At 38.7% G+C, this 18605-nt stretch carries 21 protein-coding genes and 1 pseudogene; 14 read left to right on the plus strand and 8 right to left on the minus strand.

The features are described 5' to 3' along the window. Positions 1–5 precede the first annotated feature (5 nt). Genes TH67_RS06050 through folD form a run of 3 tightly spaced genes read right to left on the minus strand, consistent with a single transcriptional unit; the run spans position 6 to position 2420 of the window. Positions 6–665, minus strand: coding sequence for a site-2 protease family protein (locus TH67_RS06050; RefSeq protein ID WP_072594798.1), 660 nt, complete (start codon positions 663–665; stop codon positions 6–8). After that, entirely contained in the window at positions 652–1557 is a 906-nt protein-coding gene (lepB, locus tag TH67_RS06055; RefSeq protein ID WP_072594799.1) for a signal peptidase I, read from the minus strand. Before lepB ends, TH67_RS06050 begins: the two co-directional genes overlap by 14 nt. Before the next feature lie 2 nt (positions 1558–1559). Continuing rightward, entirely contained in the window at positions 1560–2420 is an 861-nt protein-coding gene (folD, locus tag TH67_RS06060; protein WP_072594800.1) for a bifunctional methylenetetrahydrofolate dehydrogenase/methenyltetrahydrofolate cyclohydrolase FolD, read from the minus strand. Positions 2421–2503: 83 nt separating this feature from the next. Between folD and TH67_RS10815 the strand changes: the two genes are divergently transcribed. From TH67_RS10815 to TH67_RS06105, 9 genes are all read left to right on the plus strand, one after another. Beyond that, positions 2504–3109, plus strand: coding sequence for a c-type cytochrome (locus TH67_RS10815; protein WP_072594801.1), 606 nt, complete (start codon positions 2504–2506; stop codon positions 3107–3109). Further along, complete coding sequence (gene hemL, locus TH67_RS06070; RefSeq protein ID WP_072594802.1) at positions 3106–4389, plus strand: glutamate-1-semialdehyde 2,1-aminomutase; 1284 nt, start codon at positions 3106–3108, stop codon at positions 4387–4389. The genes TH67_RS10815 and hemL overlap by 4 nt, the downstream gene beginning before the upstream one ends. Beyond that, complete coding sequence (locus TH67_RS06075; RefSeq protein ID WP_072594803.1) at positions 4389–4667, plus strand: AtpZ/AtpI family protein; 279 nt, start codon at positions 4389–4391, stop codon at positions 4665–4667. The genes hemL and TH67_RS06075 overlap by 1 nt, the downstream gene beginning before the upstream one ends. Beyond that, on the plus strand, positions 4654–5172 hold the full coding sequence (locus TH67_RS06080) for a hypothetical protein (protein ID WP_257638051.1): 519 nt from the start codon (positions 4654–4656) through the stop codon (positions 5170–5172). Before TH67_RS06075 ends, TH67_RS06080 begins: the two co-directional genes overlap by 14 nt. Then, positions 5162–6406: an MFS transporter gene (locus tag TH67_RS06085; protein WP_072594805.1), complete on the plus strand. Its 1245-nt coding sequence runs from the start codon at positions 5162–5164 to the stop codon at positions 6404–6406. The genes TH67_RS06080 and TH67_RS06085 overlap by 11 nt, the downstream gene beginning before the upstream one ends. A gap of 21 nt (positions 6407–6427) precedes the next feature. Beyond that, positions 6428–8059 carry a flagellar hook-length control protein FliK gene (gene fliK, locus TH67_RS06090; RefSeq protein WP_180371733.1) on the plus strand — a complete coding sequence of 544 codons (1632 nt, stop codon included), beginning with the start codon at positions 6428–6430 and terminating at the stop codon, positions 8057–8059. Then, entirely contained in the window at positions 8059–8319 is a 261-nt protein-coding gene (locus TH67_RS06095) for a FlhB-like flagellar biosynthesis protein (RefSeq protein ID WP_021090972.1), read from the plus strand. The genes fliK and TH67_RS06095 overlap by 1 nt, the downstream gene beginning before the upstream one ends. Positions 8320–8432: 113 nt before the next feature. Continuing rightward, positions 8433–9002 carry a CheB methylesterase domain-containing protein gene (locus TH67_RS06100; protein WP_021090732.1) on the plus strand — a complete coding sequence of 190 codons (570 nt, stop codon included), beginning with the start codon at positions 8433–8435 and terminating at the stop codon, positions 9000–9002. Then, the gene (locus TH67_RS06105) at positions 8989–9813 is read left to right on the plus strand and encodes a CheR family methyltransferase (RefSeq protein WP_081370920.1); all 825 of its coding nucleotides are present in this window, start codon (positions 8989–8991) and stop codon (positions 9811–9813) included. Before TH67_RS06100 ends, TH67_RS06105 begins: the two co-directional genes overlap by 14 nt. A 48-nt stretch (positions 9814–9861) precedes the next feature. On the opposite strand, the gene TH67_RS06110 is transcribed toward TH67_RS06105, so the two are convergent. The 4 genes from TH67_RS06110 to TH67_RS06120 are packed head-to-tail and all read right to left on the minus strand — an operon-like array spanning position 9862 to position 12738. Further along, positions 9862–11058, minus strand: coding sequence for an MFS transporter (locus TH67_RS06110; protein ID WP_072594807.1), 1197 nt, complete (start codon positions 11056–11058; stop codon positions 9862–9864). A gap of 1 nt (position 11059) precedes the next feature. After that, a complete protein-coding gene (locus TH67_RS06115; protein WP_257638052.1) occupies positions 11060–11992 on the minus strand; it encodes a hypothetical protein in 933 nt (310 codons plus the stop codon). A gap of 35 nt (positions 11993–12027) precedes the next feature. Further along, on the minus strand, positions 12028–12261 hold the full coding sequence (locus TH67_RS10350) for a hypothetical protein (protein ID WP_180371735.1): 234 nt from the start codon (positions 12259–12261) through the stop codon (positions 12028–12030). A gap of 48 nt (positions 12262–12309) precedes the next feature. Then, positions 12310–12738 carry a copper resistance protein NlpE gene (locus TH67_RS06120; protein ID WP_072594808.1) on the minus strand — a complete coding sequence of 143 codons (429 nt, stop codon included), beginning with the start codon at positions 12736–12738 and terminating at the stop codon, positions 12310–12312. An 80-nt stretch (positions 12739–12818) separates the two neighbouring features. Between TH67_RS06120 and TH67_RS06125 the strand changes: the two genes are divergently transcribed. Further along, the gene (locus TH67_RS06125; protein WP_072594809.1) at positions 12819–13733 is read left to right on the plus strand and encodes an SPFH domain-containing protein; all 915 of its coding nucleotides are present in this window, start codon (positions 12819–12821) and stop codon (positions 13731–13733) included. Beyond that, the gene (locus TH67_RS06130) at positions 13730–14122 is read left to right on the plus strand and encodes an NfeD family protein (protein ID WP_072594810.1); all 393 of its coding nucleotides are present in this window, start codon (positions 13730–13732) and stop codon (positions 14120–14122) included. Before TH67_RS06125 ends, TH67_RS06130 begins: the two co-directional genes overlap by 4 nt. A 21-nt stretch (positions 14123–14143) precedes the next feature. On the opposite strand, the gene TH67_RS06135 is transcribed toward TH67_RS06130, so the two are convergent. Next, positions 14144–14356, minus strand: coding sequence for a hypothetical protein (locus TH67_RS06135; protein ID WP_021084729.1), 213 nt, complete (start codon positions 14354–14356; stop codon positions 14144–14146). A gap of 132 nt (positions 14357–14488) precedes the next feature. On the opposite strand from TH67_RS06135, the gene TH67_RS06140 reads away from it, so the two are divergent. The 3 genes and pseudogenes from TH67_RS06140 to recG all read left to right on the plus strand — a co-directional run bounded on the left by TH67_RS06140 (position 14489) and on the right by recG (position 18571). Then, the gene (locus tag TH67_RS06140; RefSeq protein ID WP_072594811.1) at positions 14489–15535 is read left to right on the plus strand and encodes a dehypoxanthine futalosine cyclase; all 1047 of its coding nucleotides are present in this window, start codon (positions 14489–14491) and stop codon (positions 15533–15535) included. A 66-nt stretch (positions 15536–15601) separates the two neighbouring features. Further along, positions 15602–16764, plus strand: a pseudogene (locus TH67_RS10820) (M16 family metallopeptidase). Next, a complete protein-coding gene (gene recG, locus TH67_RS06150) occupies positions 16754–18571 on the plus strand; it encodes an ATP-dependent DNA helicase RecG (protein WP_072594812.1) in 1818 nt (605 codons plus the stop codon). The pseudogene TH67_RS10820 and the gene recG overlap by 11 nt, the downstream one beginning before the upstream one ends. The last annotated feature ends 34 nt before the right edge of the window (positions 18572–18605 follow it).

An 18605-nucleotide genomic window follows, 5' to 3' on the forward strand; every position in this document is an offset into this window, starting at 1 on the left:
TAAATTTAGCCGTTTATAAATGCACTTGCGATATCTAAAACGTATCTTGTCGGATAAAAGATAGTATCTTTTAAAGGCGAGATGAGGATGATGATAAGGATGACAAAGCCATATCGCGAGATGCCCTCAAGCTTTTCAGCTAGTGCGTGAAAACCAAAATTTCTAAGCGCATACTCGAGCGCGTGAAAGCCATCAAGTGGCGGGATCGGATAGAGATTAAAGATGGCTAACATCAAATTTAAAAGCGCAAGCGTAAATAAAAACTGAAGTAAAATTTCAAAGGTTTCTATATTTAATAAAGCCTTTAGCACAAAAAGCGACAAAATGCCTAGGATGACGTTGTAGCAAATGCCAGCTAGACTTACGTAGATAGCTGCTTTGTAGCCGCCATTTCGCACTACTGTGTAGGTATTTACAGGCACTGGTTTTGCCCAGCCAAACATCATACCAGTGCTTAGGTAAAGTACCAGCGGTACGATGATGGTGCCAACTGGGTCAATATGTTTTATAGGATTTATGCTAAGCCTACCAAGATTTTTTGCGGTGTTGTCGCCAAATTTATAAGCGACATATCCGTGAGCGATCTCGTGGCCGACGATGGCGATTATTAAAGAGATGACGATAGTGGCGACTTTGACTATGTCTATGTTATCAATGAAGCCCATCTACTTCGCCTTCTTTTAGAGCTTTGTTAGTGAAAAATTCGTCATTTTCTATCGTATCCACAAAGCGTCCGATACGCTCCCAGCGCACATTGTAGTTGCTATCCCAGCTAAAATATATAAACCAAGGCTGTCCGACTATGTCCTTGTAAGCCACGCTTCCCCAAAAACGGCTATCGTTTGAGTGATCGCGGTTGTCGCCTATCATGAAGTATTCATCTTTTGGTACTTTGACGTAAAATGCATTAAGGTTAAAATTTGGATTTTGCGGTAGTGAGCCAATTAGCACTGGCTTCATAAAAACACTATCTTTGTTTGTATTTAGCATGAAAATCATCTGCTCAAATAAATTTACATTTTCGTCGTAGTGGATGCCGCTAAATCTATATGGCTCTTTTATGAAAAGCTTACCATCAAGTTCGGCTATATCGCTACATGAGTAGCCAAATTTACTCTCTTTACCATTTAAATTTTCACGGCAGTTTGCTTTTATAAAATCATCTCCCTCTTTTGGACGCAAATACAAGGCTTTTTCGGTAAATACTATCTCATCTTCGCTTGTGGCAAAGCAGCGTTTTACAAAGTGGGTCTTTTCATCTTTTGGATAACGAAAGACGACTATATCGCCTCTTGCCGGACCATCGCCTGTGATAAGATGCCCATTGTTATTTAGCTCAGGTAAAATTTTTACCTCAAGCCACGGAATTCTTGGTGTTGGTATACCATAAACAAATTTTTTTGCAAATAAAAAATCACCAACCAAAAGCGTATTTTTCATCGAACCAGACGGGATAACAAAGGCTTGAGCTATGAAAAATATAACAAAAAGCACGATGATGACAGTGCCTGTCCAGCTCGAGCAAAAGTCATAAAATTTAGTAAAAAATTTTTTCATTATTAGGCTCTTTTTTGGCTAGCTATCTTAGCTTGGGCTGCAAGGATTGTATTATTTAAAAGCATGGCTATGGTCATCGGACCCACGCCACCAGGAACAGGCGTGATGTATGAGCATTTTGGTGCGACTTCATCAAAGTCCACATCGCCTACAAGTCTGCCATCATCAAGTCTGTTTATACCCACATCAACGACTACTGCGCCATCTTTTACCATGTCAGCCTTTAAGAAAAATGGCTTGCCAATGGCCGCGACGATGAGGTCGGCATTTTTGCAAATTTCTTTTAAATTTTTAGTCTTGCTATGAGTGATCGTAACTGTTGCTGAAGCGTTTAAAAGCAAATTTGCCATAGGTTTGCCAACGATATTACTTCTACCTATAACAACCGCGTTTAGCCCAGCTACTTCTATGTCATACTCTTTTAAAATTTCCATCACGCCAAGCGGTGTGCAAGGCACAAAGCCATCAAGGCCGCTAACAAGTTTGCCGACATTTACAGCGTGAAAGCCATCTACGTCTTTTGCTGGATCGATCGTTGCTAAAACGGTGTTTGTATCTATATGTTTTGGAAGTGGCAACTGTACTAAAATTCCATGGATGCTATCGTCTAAATTTAGCACATTTATAAGCGCTAGAAGCTCTGCTTGGGTTGTATTTTCGCTTAGACGGTGAGCTACGCTTTTTATGCCGTATTCGTTGCAAGCTTTTTCTTTGGCTCTAACGTATGTTTGAGATGCTTTGTCTTCGCCTACTAAGATAACAGCTAGGGTTGGTTCTACGCCAAATTTTTTTAGTTCTTCAGCTCTTACTTTTACGCTTTCTTTGACCTTTAAAGATACGGCTTTGCCGTCTAAAATTTTCATATTGGATCCTTATTTAAAAGCTTTTTTAATCACAAGGGTGGTATCATACCTAAAATTAAATTAAAATTTTTAAAGAGAGGTTTATGCGGTCTGTTTTTTTGTTTTTGCTTTTTTGTGTGGCGATTTTTGGTGCTGATTTTATCACAAAGACCGAATACGCCAAGATGCTCTACCTAAATCCACGCGGCATAGGATGCGATAAATGTCACGGTACAAAGGGCGAGGGCAGTCTAATCTCTAAATACAAGCACTTTGACAAAAAAGCAAACAAAACGGTTGACGATGAGCTTAGAGCACCAAAGATAAATGATATAGAATTTGAAAGCTTTAAAGCCGCTCTAACTAAGCCAAAAGGCGTCATGCCAAGCTATTTTTTGACAGACGAGGAGACTACGATTCTTTATGAATATATTACGAATAAGATAAATACTCCTTCAAAAGCAGCAAAAGCGCAAAATTTAAGCAAGCCAGTTGCTGCTGATACGACGCAAAAACAGCCAGAGCAATCTGCCAAAGCCGCCCCTGCTACAAAACCAGCAGAACCAGCTAAAACTACCACAGCTAAGCCAGCTGAGTCAGCAAAAACCGCTACTACGCAAGCACCAAAGTCGCCAGTAAAACCAGTAACAAATCAAAAAGATAATCAAAAGACAAATTTAAAAACACAAAATCAAAAGGATAAAAAATGACAAATAAAGAGGCATTTAGCGAAGCCAAAAAATATATCCCAGGCGGCGTAAATTCGCCAGTACGTGCATTTGGAAGTGTTGGTGGTGAGCCTGTGATGATGGATCACGCAAAGGGAGCTTATCTATACGACGTCGAGGGTAAAAAATATCTTGACTTTATCCAAAGCTGGGGACCGCTCATATTTGGCCACTGCGACAAAGATATAGAAGAGGCGATCATCTCTGCTGTAAAACAAGGCGTATCTTACGGCGCGCCATCTCCAAAAGAGACAGCTCTTGCAAAGCTAATATGCGATGAGTTTAAACAAATAGATAAAATTCGCTTCGTTAGCTCTGGCACAGAGGCCACTATGAGCGCGATAAGAGTGGCTAGAGGATATGCTAAAAAAGATGGTCTAATAAAATTTGAAGGCTGCTACCACGGACACAGCGACGCACTTCTTATCAAAGCAGGAAGCGGTGCAACGACATACGGCAACGCTTCAAGCAGCGGCGTACCACAAGATGTTGTGAAAAACACCTATTTGGCAGTTTATAACGATATAGAAAGCGTAAAAGCCATTTTTGAAAATAATAAAGACAAAATTGGCGTCGTCATAATCGAGCCAATCGCAGGAAATATGGGGCTTGTGCCAGCTGATAAGAAATTTTTAGAGGAGCTTAGAACACTTTGCGATAAATTTGGCGCTGTGCTTATCCTTGATGAGGTTATGAGCGGTTTTAGAGCGTCACGCCTTGGCTCATATTCATTTCATGAGGTGGACGCTGATCTCATCACATTTGGCAAGGTTATAGGCGGAGGCATGAACGTCGCTGCATTTGGTGGCAAGGCCGAGATAATGGACTGCTTAAGTCCTGATGGCGCTGTCTATCAAGCAGGCACGCTAAGTGGCAACCCAGTAGCGATGAGTGCTGGTATAGCGGCGATTTCAAAGATAAATAGTGATCCAAATTTATACGCTAGACTCGAAAAGCTTGCCCTAAAACTAATGGCTGGCTTTAAAGAGGCTGCAAAGAGTGCTGGCATCACTATCCAAACTGATGTTCGTGGCTCTATGTTTGGCTACTTTTTTACAGACCATGCCGTGAAAAACTATGACGATGCACTAAAGAGCGATACAAAACTCTTTGCTAAATTCCACCAAGCTATGCTTAAGCGTGGAATTTATCTAGCGCCAAGTCAGTTTGAGACTGGATTTGTCTGCGATGCGATGAGTGAAGCGGATATCGATCTAGCGGTAAGCGCAGCTAAAGAGGCGTTTTTGGAGATAAAAGCCTAATGGCAAAATTTAAGATAAAAGATATCGTAGCAGGTGCTGAGCAGCTAAGCCTTGGCGTTTCAATCGTAGTCGCGATTTTGCTTGGTACCGGACTTGGGTATTTTGTAAAAAAGGCTACAAATTTCACGCCAGCTCTTTGGATAGGCTTTGCTATTGGCATCGCAGCTGCTATTTTAAATGTCTATAAAGCTTACAAAGCACAGATAAAAAGCCTAGATGAGCTAAAGGATGAAAGCAGATACAGAGGCTACATAAAAGACGATGATGAGGACGATTAGTAGGCTTTTGATTTGCTATTTTGTGCTTTGGCTGGCTCTTAGCGCGGTTGGCAAATTTATATCAAATCAATTTTTTATAAGCTCACAAATTTCATTTTTTGCCTCGCTTGTCATCCTAACGGCTAGTTTTTTTGCATATAAAAACCGCATAAATTCAAGGCTAGAGAGTGCTAGAGATGAAATTTTAGCCAAGATAGAAGAAGATGATGAAGATGACGAAAATTTGGCACAAAATGAGGCAAAAGAATTTAGCCTAAAGGATGAGAAAGCAAGGCTAAAAAAGCAGAAATTTTCGTTTAAAGATAAGAGTTTTGTAGCAGCCTTTATGCCTTACCGCTTGGTGGCTTATGCGATACTTTTTTTTGGATTTATTTTTTTAAAAAATGAAAATTTACTAAATGTGTCTGCTTTTTTAGTTGGGCTTGCTCCGATGCCTATTGGTGCATTTGTTTTTGGGCTTATGGAGAATAAATTTAATACTGCAAAGGACACTGATGGCAAGTAGCTTTAGGATCATCCGCTCGATGGGACCGCTATTTTTGGGCATGAGTTTACTTTTTATCGGAAATGGCCTAGTCATCGCATCTTGCAGCGCACTTCTTAAGCAAAATGGAGTGGGCGAGCTAGAGATCGGATTAATCAATACAGGCTTTTTTGTGGGTGCGTTAATTAGCACCATTACAGCTCACAGAGTCATCTCAATTACTGGCCACATAAGAGCCTTTGCCATCTTTTCAGCCATTTTTGCAGTCTCAGCTATGCTTCATGCGGTAAATCAAAATTTAGCATTCTGGGCGATATTGCGTGCATTTTTGGGATATTGCTACTACGCGCTTTTGATGGTTATAGAAAGCTGGCTAAATGCAAAAATTCCAAACAAAATAAGATCTCGCGTGATAGCCTTTTATGAAGGCGTTTTTTACACGAGTTTTGGACTTGGCATTTTGATCTTAGCGCTTAACCTTAATACCTTTGAAATTTTCATCATCAGTGCAGCTTTTATCATGCTCTCAAGCATTCCATTAAATTTGATCCGTATAAATCAGCCTCAAATCCCAGAGCGTCAGCCCATAAATATCCCAAAAATTTTTGGTATCGTTCCGCTCGCTCTTGTTGGCGCGCTCATTGCAGGCTTAGCAATAAACGGCTTTTTTTCGATGGCAAGCCTTTTTGTTTTGCTTCAAGGATACGGCACAAAAGAGGCGTCATTTTTTATGACTGTTGCGATGATCGGAGGCTTTTTAGCTCAAGTTTTTATCGGTAGTTTCTCTGATAGATATGGCAGAAGGCCAGCTATTTTGCTTTGTAGCAGTGTGGCTTTAATAAGTGCGGTTTTGTTTTTACTAAATGGCAAAAATTTAACGATTGAATATCTGCTTTCATTCTTTTTTGGGGCTGGAATTTTTTGCACCTATGGACTTTCTCTGGCTAGGGCAAATGATGAGATCACAGATAAAACTAAAAGTGTGCAAGTCGCACGTGCTTTGTTATTTAGCTACTCTTTGGCTTCGCTTTTTTCGCCGCTTCTTATGAGCTATGCGATGAAAATTTTTGGAGCATTTGGCTTTATCTATGTTTATTTGGTGCTTTTTGCTGGGCTTATTTTATTTGCACTAACGCAAAAGACAATACCACAGCACATGAGAAAAGAGTATAACGACAGGCTCGTTGCAAGGACGGCTGGTATCGCTACTATTGAGCAAAATGGAAATTTTGTCGATAGAAAAAATAAAAAGTAAAAAATGAACGTAGGAAATTCTTTGAATATATCAAATACTTCGGTTCAAACTGGACAAAATACTGCTCAAAATGTGCCAGTTCGTAAAAATGAAGGCTCGCTTTTTAAAAATCAGCCAAGCGTACAAACGCCTAGTGAGCAAAGCATTTCAGAGACACTTGATAATGTTGGGAAACTCGTTGCAAGAGTGCTTGATGATCTAAAAAGCGCTTCAAGTCTTAGCAAGGCTGAACAAATTTTATCTCAGGCAAAAGACACGAAAATCTCTCCAAATTTAGCCAGCGAGCTATCAGACCTTGCAAAAAGTTTAGAAGCAGAAGCAGCGCAAAATGAAAATAGTGAGATAAAGAGCCTTGCACTAAAGCTAAAAGAATTTCTAAAACCAATAGCCGATCTAAAAGCCGGCTCACTAAATGATCAGATCAAAAACTCAGGCGTAATGCTTGAAGCAAATTTAAAACACGCACTTAGCCCAGAGAAGCTTCCAAGCTCGGTTCAGAAGCTACTAAGCGATATAAAAAATCTCTCAAGCGGGAATTTACTAAATCAAATTTTAACCCTAAGTGATGAAAAATTAGACAATCAAAATTCTTTTTCAAAACTTGCTTCTATACTTGAAAAAGCGAGCAATGACGCAAAAAACATCCTTGATAACTCAAGCATAAAAACCCTTTTAAAAGATGTTGATAAGCTTGATAGTGTGGTTAAATTTTTAGATAAAAATTTTTCAAAAGATCAAAATGGCGAGCTAGTAAAAAATCAAATAGGCAAAATGCAAAATTTCATCTCAAATTTAAGCGAGAAAGTCGCAAGCCTAGCAAATGAAAAGCTAAATCAAAATTTTGGTTTTAGCCAAAATCACAAAGAGCTAAAAACTATCCTTGATAGCATAAAAAACGATCTAAAAACGCTAAATAATATAGGCGATGAAGCAGGGCTTGTAAAGGCATTTAATGAGATGAGCGATGTTTCAAAGGATGGTAGCTTGCAAGATAAGCTCCAAAGCGCGGCGAGGCGTCTTGCTCATAGCCTAAGTCTTGCTGATGCTAAGGCAAGTTTGGCTAAAAATGAACTAAGTGAGAGCAAGGCGCTTTTAAAACAACTAAATCTCGCTACAAACGATATAAATAATATTACGACTAAAAATAGCAACGAAATTTCAAAGGTGCTAAGCCAAGATATAAAAAGTACACTTTTAAATATCAGTGAAAAGAGTCAAAATCCGCAAAGCGTAAATGCTGCAAATAAGATGATTTCGCAGATCGAGATGCATCAAATGATATCAAGCCTTCAAGGCGGGATCCAAACTTATATGCCTTATATTTGGGACGGCGTTGAGGGTGGAAATATCGCATTTAAGCAAGGCAAAAAGGATAAATTTTACGCTCAGATCGATCTAAATTTTAAGAAATTTGGACAGATAAATGTGATGGTTGGACTTATTGATAAAAGGTACATTGATCTCTCGGTAGCTACGCAAACAAATGAGTTTAAGGAGCTAATCCTCTCAAACTCTAGCGAATTAAAACAAGCAATATCAAAGCTTGGACTTATAGTTTCAAACTTTAATATAAAAACTTTGTCAAAAGTGAAGCTAAATGATAGATTTAAAAAATTTGGTGGCCTTGATGTGGGCTTTGATAAGAAAATTTAATGCAAGTAAATAAGAAAAAAGCAGTAGCTCTTGGCTACAACAGATCTAAAGATAATGCTCCAAGAGTGCTGGCTAGTGGCGCTGGTGAGATAGCAAATAGAATAATTGATCTTGCAAAAGAACATGATATACCGATCAAAGAGGATCCTGATCTTATTGAAATTTTAAGCAAGGTTGAAGTTGATCAAGAAATTCCACCAAATTTATATAAAGCTGTTGCTGAAATTTTTAGCTTTTTATATAAGATCACAAAGAAATGATCTATAAATTTGCTTAAAAATTAGCAAGGCATATAAAGAGTGGCAGGGATATTGACGATATACAAAAAAAGTGGCGTAAGCTAAATATTAAATTAAAATTTTAAAGGCTATTTGTGGCACAAAAATTAATATTAATAGGGGCATCTACTGGCGGGCCTGGACATTTAAAAAAGTTATTAAAAAACGTAAAACTAAATGGAGCTATCATCGTGATAGCCCAGCACATGAATAAAATGTTTATAAATTCTTTTGCTATGCAAATAGGAAAAGAGTGTGGCTTGGATGTTGAAATTTTAAATGAGAGGAAAATTTTAAAAGAAAATACCGTATATGTCTGCGAGCAAAATGTAGTGGTGTCGCCAAATTTACCAATCAGTGCAAAGCCAAATACGGAAGAAAAGACTATATATACGCCAAATGTTGATGTGTTGTTTAAATCTGGAGTTGGAATTTGCAAAAGCGCAAATGTCTTAGCTATCTTGCTAACTGGCATCGGAGATGATGGTGCATCTGGGCTTGATAAGCTTTATAAGGCTGGAGCAAAATGTATAGCTGAAAATGAAGAGAGCGCGATAGTTTATGGTATGCCAAAACGTGCAAAAGAGCTAAATCAAAGCTTAAAATCATTAAATCTAACTATGATAAAAAAAGAGCTGGAGGATTTTTTAAATGCTATTAACTAATGACGCAAAAGATACAAAAACAATGCAAACAAATACTCCACAAGATATGGATAGTTTTAATGAATTTATGAACGTTATCAAAACCCTTTGCGGAGTTGATCTAGAGCCAAAAAGAGATATTACGTTGCAGCGAATTACCATTTTTATTAGAGATCGTCAAATAAAAAGCTTTAAAGATCTTGTTTCGATGATAAGATATAACTCAAGCTTGCGACAAGACATTTTAAATCTAGTAACTGTAAATGAGACCTATTTTTATAGAGAGTTGCCTCAACTTAAAGATGTGATCTATTACGCAAAGGAGCTTGGAGGAGCTAGAATTTTGTGTGCTCCTTGCTCTACTGGAGATGAGTCGTATTCGCTTGCGATGCTTGCTTATGAGATGGGATTTAAACAGCATGAAATTTCAATCGTAGGTATAGACATAAACTCAGAAGCCATAGCAAGCTGTCAAAATGGTATTTTTAGTGAGAGGAGCTTGCACAGATTAAGTGATTTTCAAAAAGAGAGATTTTTTACAAAAGTCGATGATAAATTTAAGATAAAAAAAGAAATTTTACCAAGGTGTGAGTTTAAAATTTTAAATGTTTTTGATGATGCTATTTTTAATCTAGGGAAATTTGATATCGTACTTTCAAGAAATATGATGATCTATTTTGATGATGATTTTAGATTAAAATGTGTTGAGAGGCTTCATAAATTGCTTAAGCCAGATGGTAGGCTTTACGCTGGACACGCTGATCTTGTGCCTTACACTCCAGCTTATGAAAAACGCTTTTCAAATGGAACTACCTACTATCTAAAAAAATAAAAATTTGCCAAGTCGCCTTTTAATTTGGGCGACTTAATTTAAAAACAATCACCTTATTTTGTAGCTTTTTAATACTATGTGATAGTAAAAAGCTCCTACAAAAAAGAGGCTTCCCATAAAACTTGCAATCATCTCAACGCTAAGTCCAATATCATAAAGTAGGCCAATGATAAATGAAATGAGAGCACTAAAGCCAAGAAAAATCATATCGTTATATGCAATCACTCGGCCATAAAATTCTTTTTTGCAGTTTTGCTGAAGCATTGTATAGGTGTAGCTCCAAAGACTTGATGTGCAAAATCCAGCAAAGATAATGCCAATAAGCGATAGATAAAAATTCCAAAGCGATAAAGCCCAAATAATGATACCAAGGCCTTGACCGATATATACGAAAATAAGCGTATTTTTATTTATAAATTTACTAAGTATGGCTGGAGCAAACATAAGTGAAATGGATCTTGAAGTATTTAATAGTCCTATAATTAATGATGTCGAGAGTAAATTTGCATATTTGTAATCAGCCAAAAGTGCGATCAATGCGTCATAAGCGGTAATGCCAACAAAGGCGTGCAAAAATATAAGATGCACGATGAGTCTATTTTCTTTTAAATACACAAGGCCATTTTTTAGCATTTTTAGTGGTTTTTCTATAAATTCTGGCTTTAGACCTTGTAAATTTAAAAAATATAAAAATCCAAAGCTAAAAATATATAGTATGCCATCAAGCAAAAAGGCGCTTTTTATCCCAAAGAAGTGTATATAAACTCCCGCTAGCCCCATGCCAGCAGTGTATGAGACCGCCCAGATGATAGAGTGGATCTCGTTTGCGAGTTTGAGATTTTCTTTGCTTAAAATTTTTGGCAGTACGCTCATCTCTACTTGAAAATACATTCCGCCAGTGCCATTTCTAACAAAAATGATGAGTAAAAGTAGCCATAAAAAATCAAGCGAGTCTATAAAAAGAAGCATAAAAACGCTTATCGTCTCAACTGCCATCATGATGACAAGCATCGGTTTTGGGCTAAATTTATCAACTAAAATTCCACTAAAAGGAGCTATGACAACACCTGGGATAAATGCCATCGCCGCACTTAGCGTGATCGCCCAAACAGGAGCGTCAAGCTTGATAAGAAGGGTAAAAATACCTGTGTGCGAAAACCATACGCCAAAATAGCATATAAGCTGAATGATGCTTAAGAGGCGAAAATTTTTCTCTTCTTTTAAAAGTTTAAGATATTCTTTCAACTTATTGATTCCACATTAGCGTTATTTGCTCTATCTTTGTTTCATCTGGTATATCGTTTAGGCTTGTTATCTCTTTGGCAAGTGGATTTTTTAGTGTGATTAACATATCGTGGCTATCTATTTTTAGATAGATATTGTTTTTGTCACTACTAAATTTAGAAATAACAAGAGAATTTTTTATATCTTTGAAATTTGATTTAAGGCTGATATTTTCTGGAGTTTTAAATTCGTTAGAGTAAATTTCAATACTTGTGATAATGCCATTTAGCAAGGTGTATTCAAAAATTCTTTCATTTTTGTTTGTTACGATATAGTTGCTTTCTTTTTTTGTGTTATCTCGTTTTATGTTTTTTGAGCCATAAATTTTTATCACATCTCTATTTGCTGATTCGTTTGTCAGCTCTGCAAAAAAGCCTTTGCCAAAGAGGTTTTTTTGATCTTTATCTTTTTTATATCGTCCGCTTATGTGAGCATTTTTACAAATTTTGTCATTTGCTACTAGAAAAATTGCATTATTTATCCTGTGTATGCTTAAAGCAATTCCTTTTTCATCTAAAAGGTAAAAAATTCCCTTGTCGTAAAGTAGTTCAGAGCTAAACTCGCAAAGTGGCGAGCCATTTTTTAATGATGAATAAAAACTTATTTTCGCGCCATTTTTACTTGGTACGATTACAATGTCTAAAAAGTTATCTTTGTTTTTAAATTTATAAAATTTAGCGAAAAAACTATCTTTGTAAGCTTTATTTACCGGTTCAAAATTATAAATTTGAGCTAGCACGCCAACTCGCTTATTTTTCTTGTCATCAAGTTGAAGAAGTGAGTTTTTATTTGGTGTAAAGTAGTTAAGATTGCCATTTTCATCTTTTAAAATGATAGCACTATCATCAACATCAAATGTGCCATTTTTTTCAATCAAGCTTACTTTTTTATCCATAGTAAGCATTGTTTTTGTGTAGGTTTTGTCTTTATTTAACGTAATGATAGTTTTATGCCTTCGCAATTTGGGCAAGGCAAAATAGTGTGAAAACTACTATAAATTGAGTTTGGAAGTATTAGCTTTTCTGGCTTTTTGGGTGTATTTACCTGAACTAACGGCTTGTCTTCTTTTACTGTATTTTGTGTGTTTTGATTTGGCTCTAAATTTTCATTTTTTGCGCAGCCAAGGATGAAAAATGAGATAATTATGGCAAAAAGATATTTCATTTGCAACTCCTTAAAAATTGCAAAATTATATCATTTTGCCTTTAAAATTTATTTTACGCGTTTAAAGATGTATTTATCTTTTAACTCGCCAGTGACCTCTTTTTGATCCATATCTAGCATTTTTAGGTTCTCGCCTTCTATTTTATAAAAGCTCTTTTCTTTATACTCATCAATCGTTGTTATCACACCATTTTCTATTGAGTACTTGCCTTTGCTAACGGCTTTGTAGTTGTCTTTTGACTTGTAGTCCATCACACTTTCAAATATACCATCTTTTTTTAATGTTAAGCGTGAATCAACACCCATGCAGCTAGCGCAAGGTAAAAATGCTTTATAAGTGCCCTCGATGCTACTAATTGGAGCTTCGCAGCTACTTTTTACTTCACATTTGCCTTGTGGGACGTTTGCGTTTTGGCTAGATGAGGCACAACCTGCCAAAAGTAGGGCCGCACTTAGTGCAAATATAAAATTTTTCATGCTAATCCTTTTTGAAAATAAAATTTAAAATGTATTATAATACTTAAGAAAATAACAAATTATAAATTAAAGGAGTAAAAATGCAAATCGAAGCATTTGGCGTTTTAGTCGTAGTTCTGGTTATCTTTGCGTTCTTGTTTTTAAAGGCTGGCATCAAGATCGTATCACAAGCTGATAATCTACTCATCGAGCGACTTGGTAAATTTCACAAAGTGCTTGATGGTGGATTTCACATAATCATCCCATTTGTTGATCAAATAAGAGCGATAATCACCGTAAAAGAACAACTTGTTGATATCACAAAACAGCAAGTCATCACAAAAGATAACGTAAACATAAGTGTCGATGGCATCGTCTTTTTAAAGGTCTTTGATGCAAAAATGGCGGTTTATAATGTCGATAACTACAAGCGTGCTATAGCAAATTTAGCCATGACTACGCTTCGTGGCGAGATCGGCGCGATGAATCTTGACGATACACTAAGCTCACGTGACCGCCTAAATGCCGCACTTCAAGTGGCTCTTGGCGACGCTGCTGGCAACTGGGGCGTAAAGATCATGCGTGTAGAAATTTCTGAAATTTCTGTCCCACTTGGCATCGAAGAGGCGATGAATATGCAGATGAAAGCTGAGCGTGAAAAACGTGCGATTGAGCTAAAAGCCTTGGCTGAAAAAGAGGCTTTAATACGCAACGCCGAAGCGCTAAAACAAGAAAAAGTGCTTCAAGCAGAGGCGATCGAGCGTATGGCTGATGCAAAAAAATACGAGCAAATCGCCATTGCAACGGCTCAAAAAGAGGCTATGGATATGATAAATGATAGCATGAGCAAAAACGCAAATGCGGCTGAATTTTTGCTCGCGCGCGATAGAGTCGGGGCATTTAGCGAGCTAGCTAAAAATAGCTCAAAAGATAAAATTTTAGTCCCTTATGAGGTGACTGAGCTTATTGGCTCCCTTAGCGTTTTGAAAAATTTCCTAGCTAAGGATAAGGCGTGATCAGCCCTTTTATAATGATAGCAATCGGTGTGGTTTTGTGCATCACCGAGTTTATCTTTTTCTCGTTTTATTTGCTATTTTTTGGCATAGCTTTTATAGTAGTTGGAGCTATAAATTTTGGTTTTAGTTTTGCTTGGAGCTATCAAATTTTAATTACGGCAGCGATTGCGATCGTGTTTCTTGCGCTTTTAAAAGCACCGCTAAAGAGCAAATTTATGTCTAGAAAAGAGAGTTTTAACGAGGAATTTTTAGACGAAGCCGGAGTTGGTGAGATCAGAGAAAATATGGTCTATTTTAAAGGCACTCTTTGGAAATATGATGGAAATTTAGCTAACGGAGAAAAAGTGACGGTTCTTGGCACCAAAGGTGACAAGGTGATATTAAAATAAAAGTGCCATTTGGCACTTTTACTATTTTGCGTGAGCTGGGCAGCCTGCTGGCATTTGCTCATGCATTGCTCCTTGCATGCCATGATGTGGGCAGCTTGGCATATTTTCTTGCATCATTTTTTGATGATGAGCGCATCCGCAACTTGCTCCTTGAGGCTTGGCTGGCTTTGGCTCATTTTTAGCACAACCAACTAAAAATAGCCCGCAGATAACGGCAAATATCACCTTTTTCATAACTCGCTCCTTTAAAGAATTTCTCACATTTTAGCCTTTAAAAATTAATTTTTCATAACGCCTGATTTATCATATTTAAAAGCATTTTTGGCTAAACTCTCGCCCAAAAATAAGCAAAATAAAAGGTTAAATTTGAAAAGACTTAGTGTAAATGAGGCCATCGATCTTATAGAAAATGCACCGCTTCACGAGCTTGGCAAGATGGCGTTAGCTAGAAAAAAAGAGCTTCATCCAGATAACATTACGACCTTCATCGTAGATCGCAACATTAACTATACAAACGTCTGCTGGGTGGATTGTAAATTTTGCGCATTTTACCGCCACGCAAAAGAAGAAGACGCTTATGTGCTAAGTTTTGAGGAGATCGGTAAGAAGATAGAGGAGCTTATCGCCATTGGCGGCACGCAAATTTTATTTCAAGGTGGCGTGCATCCAAAGCTAAAGATCGAGTGGTACGAGGAGCTTGTCGGCTACATCAGCAAGCACTATCCAAGCATCACGATACATGGCTTTTCTGCCGTTGAGATCGACTACATCGCAAGAATTTCAAAAATTTCTACAAAAGAGGTCTTAAAACGCCTAAACGAAAAGGGCTTATACTCGATGCCAGGCGCTGGAGCGGAGATTTTAAGCGATAGAGTGCGTGACATCATCGCCCCTAAAAAGTGCGACACCGCAGACTGGCTTCGCATACACAAAGAGGCGCACGAGCTTGGCATGAAGACGACTGCGACGATGATGTTTGGCACGGTTGAGAGCACTCGCGAGATCGTGGAGCACTGGAAGCATATCAGAAATTTACAAGATGAAACGGCTGGATTTAGGGCATTTATACTTTGGAGCTTTCAAGGGCTAAATACAAAGCTCATGCAAGAATTCCCAGAGATCAAAAAGCAAAGCTCAAACGTCTATCTAAGGCTTCTTGCGGTTTCAAGGCTCTTTTTGGATAACTTTAAAAATATCCAAAGCAGCTGGGTCACGCAGGGCAGCTACGTAGGTCAGCTTGCACTTCTTTTTGGTGCAAACGACCTTGGTAGCACAATGATGGAAGAAAACGTCGTAAAGGCTGCAGGGGCTAGCTTTAGGATGAATCAAGACCAGATGATCGAGCTTATAAAAGATGTCGGAGAAATTCCAGCTAAGCGCAACACAAACTACGATATTTTGGAGAAATTTTAGATGAAAATTTTAGATATCAATGTAAAAAATGTAAAAATCCCAGTCGTTTTTGAAAGCTCAAAAGCGATGCCAGTAGTGAGCCTAAAACTAGTTTTCAAAGCAGCTGGCAGCTCACAAAATGGCAAGCTAGCAGGACTTGCAAGACTAAGTGCAAATTTGCTAAACGAGGGCGATATGAAGCTAGGCTCGGCTAAATTTGCTAAAGAGCTTGAAGTAAGGGCGATCAGCCTAAATGCAAGCTGCGGCTTTGAGACATTTTGCATCGATCTAAACTGCCTAAAAGAGCACTTTGCCTTTGCGTGTGGCAAGCTAAAAGAGCTTATAAGCGCTCCAAATTTGACAGATGAGATCCTAAATAGGTGCAAAACCGTCACACTTGGCGAGATCGCAGCAAACGAAAACGACTTTGACTACGTGGCAAGGCAGGGTCTCTTTGAGCTTTTGTACCCAAAAAGCGTGCTTGCTCAGCCAAGCATCGGTACCAAAAAGAGCGTAAAAGCGATCACGCTTGAAGATGTGAGGAAATTTTTAAACGAGCATTTAGACCTTTCAAATTTGCTTTGCGTGCTAGGTGGCGACATCGACGAGAAGCAGGCAAAAGAGCTTGCTAGCGTTTTAGAAATTTTAAAGCCTGGCAAGGTGCGAAAGCTAGAGCACTTTAACCCAAGCGACAAGTGCGAAAACAGCGAGATCATCAGGCAAAGCGAGCAGGCATACATCTACTTTGGCGCGCGTTTAATGTAAAACCTGAGGAGAAATACAAGGCCGCAGTGGCGACATTTATCTTGGGTGAGGGTGGCTTTGGCTCGAGGCTTATGGAGGAAATCCGCGTGAAAAGAGGGCTTGCATACAGCGCCTACGCTAGAAATTTGCTAAATCTCTCTTACAGCCAGATTTATGGCTACATGCAGACAAAAAATGAGAAAAAAGATGAGGCTATCGCCGTTATAAAAGAGGAAATTTTAAAATTTAGTAAAAAAGGAGTTAGTGAGGCCGAGCTTGAGCAGGCAAAGAAATTCTTACTTGGCTCGTTGCCACTTAGACTTGAAACGCTATTTAAACGCCTTGATATCGCGCAAAGCGAGTTTTATGAGCATGGCGAGCTTGGGGCATTTTTGAAGGATCTGGATAAAATTTCAGCCCTTTCGCTAAGCGAGCTAAATAGCTTCATAAAAGCCCACGCAGAGATCAATCAGCTAAGTTTTTGCGTCTTAAAAAATGAAATTTGAAGTAAGCGACAGGGCAAAACTTCTAAAGATAGGCGTGCTTAGCCTGCTTGACCTTGCTCTTGTGCTACCAAAGGGCTTTGAGGATACGACAATCGCTAAAAGCCCAAGAGAGGGGCAGGTCTGCATAAATGTAAAGATCACCTCACTCGCCTCGCGCCCTGGAATGCTAACGGCGCTTGCCTTTTGCGAGCAGTGGCAAAGTAATGTAAAGATCATCATTTTTAACGCAAAGTCCTGGCACTACGGCGCCTTTAAAAAGGGCAAAGAGATGGCGATATATGGGCTTTGCTCCTACGCCTTTGGCTCATGGCAGATCGTAAATCCAAAAATCACCACAAAAATAGGCCAGATAGTGCCTAAATTTAAGACCGAGCTAAAAGATGATGAAGTCAAAAAACTCGTTTTAAAATATATAAATTTACAAAATTTATTAGCCGAGGGCTTGAGTGAACGAGAGGCTAAATTTCTAGCTGACCTGCAAAGGCTAGATGAACAAAGCGTGCAAATTTTATACCGCCTAAAAAACGAGGGCGAGGGCGTGGAAATCTTAAAATTTGTAGAAATTTTTAACTACATAAAAAAGCTAAGTGCTAAAAAAACCTACTTTAAAAGCCCAAAAATCAAGCTTTTTGATATAAGCTCTTGGCTTAAGAGCCTGCCATTTACGCCGACAAATGACCAGATAAAAGCGATAAACGACATCAGAGACGACCTTAGCACCGTGCAGGCAAAAAGGCGCGTCATAATGGGCGACGTGGGAAGTGGCAAGACGCTAGTGATCCTAGCAGCCGCACTTAGCGTCTATCCGCAAAGTGCCATTTTGATGGCGCCAACAAGCATCTTAAGCGAGCAAATTTATAACGAAGCAAAGAGGTTGCTACCTACTTTTATGAACGTGATGCTGGTGCGAAGCGGGGAGAAAAAGATAGACTTTAGCGGGGTAAATTTGATCGTTGGCACGCATGCGCTTCTATTTCACGAGCTGCCAAACTCGCCACTTGTCATGGTAGATGAGCAGCACCGCTTTGGCTCAAATCAGCGTAAAAAGATAGAGGAACTTGCCTCAAACGAGGACGAGCGAGCAAATTTCGTGCAGTTTTCAGCTACGCCAATACCTAGGACGCTAAGTTTAATCCAGTCTGAGATCGTAAATTTTAGCTTTTTAAAGCAGATGCCATTTAAGAAAAATATAATGAGCCAAATTTTAGGCGCTAGCGAGTTTGGCTTTTTGCTAACTCACATCAAAAAGCAGCTTGAGGGAGGCTTTCAAGTGGCTATCATCTATCCGCTAGTTGAGAGCAGCGAGAGCTCAAACTACCAAAGTCTAAGCGAGGCGCAGGGCTTTTGGCTAAAGAATTTCAAAAATGTCTTCGTCACGCATGGCAAAGATAAAGAAAAAGAAGAAATTTTAAGGCGGTTTAGAGAAGAGGGCGAAATTTTGCTCTCAACCACCGTTGTTGAGGTGGGTATCTCGCTACCAAGGCTAAATACGATAGTGATCGTGGGCGCTGAGCGGCTAGGGCTTGCTACGCTTCATCAGCTGCGCGGTAGAGTTGGGCGAAACGGCGGCGATGGATACTGCTTTTTATTTACCAAGCTAAAAGAGGCACCAGCAAGACTAAAGGAATTTTGTGCGACAAATGACGGCTTTAAGGTGGCGGAGCTTGATCTGAAAAACCGCCAAAGCGGCGATATACTAAATGGCTTTTTTCAGCATGGAGCGACCTTTAACTTCTACGACTACGAGGATGATATCACACAGGCTGCAAAGACTAGAGTGGCGGCACTTGCTAAAAATAATGCCTAGTTGCTTTTAGCTTAATCTAAATTTTTGATTTTAT

The organism is Campylobacter concisus, from assembly GCF_001891085.1.
GTDB lineage: Bacteria > Campylobacterota > Campylobacteria > Campylobacterales > Campylobacteraceae > Campylobacter_A > Campylobacter_A concisus_O.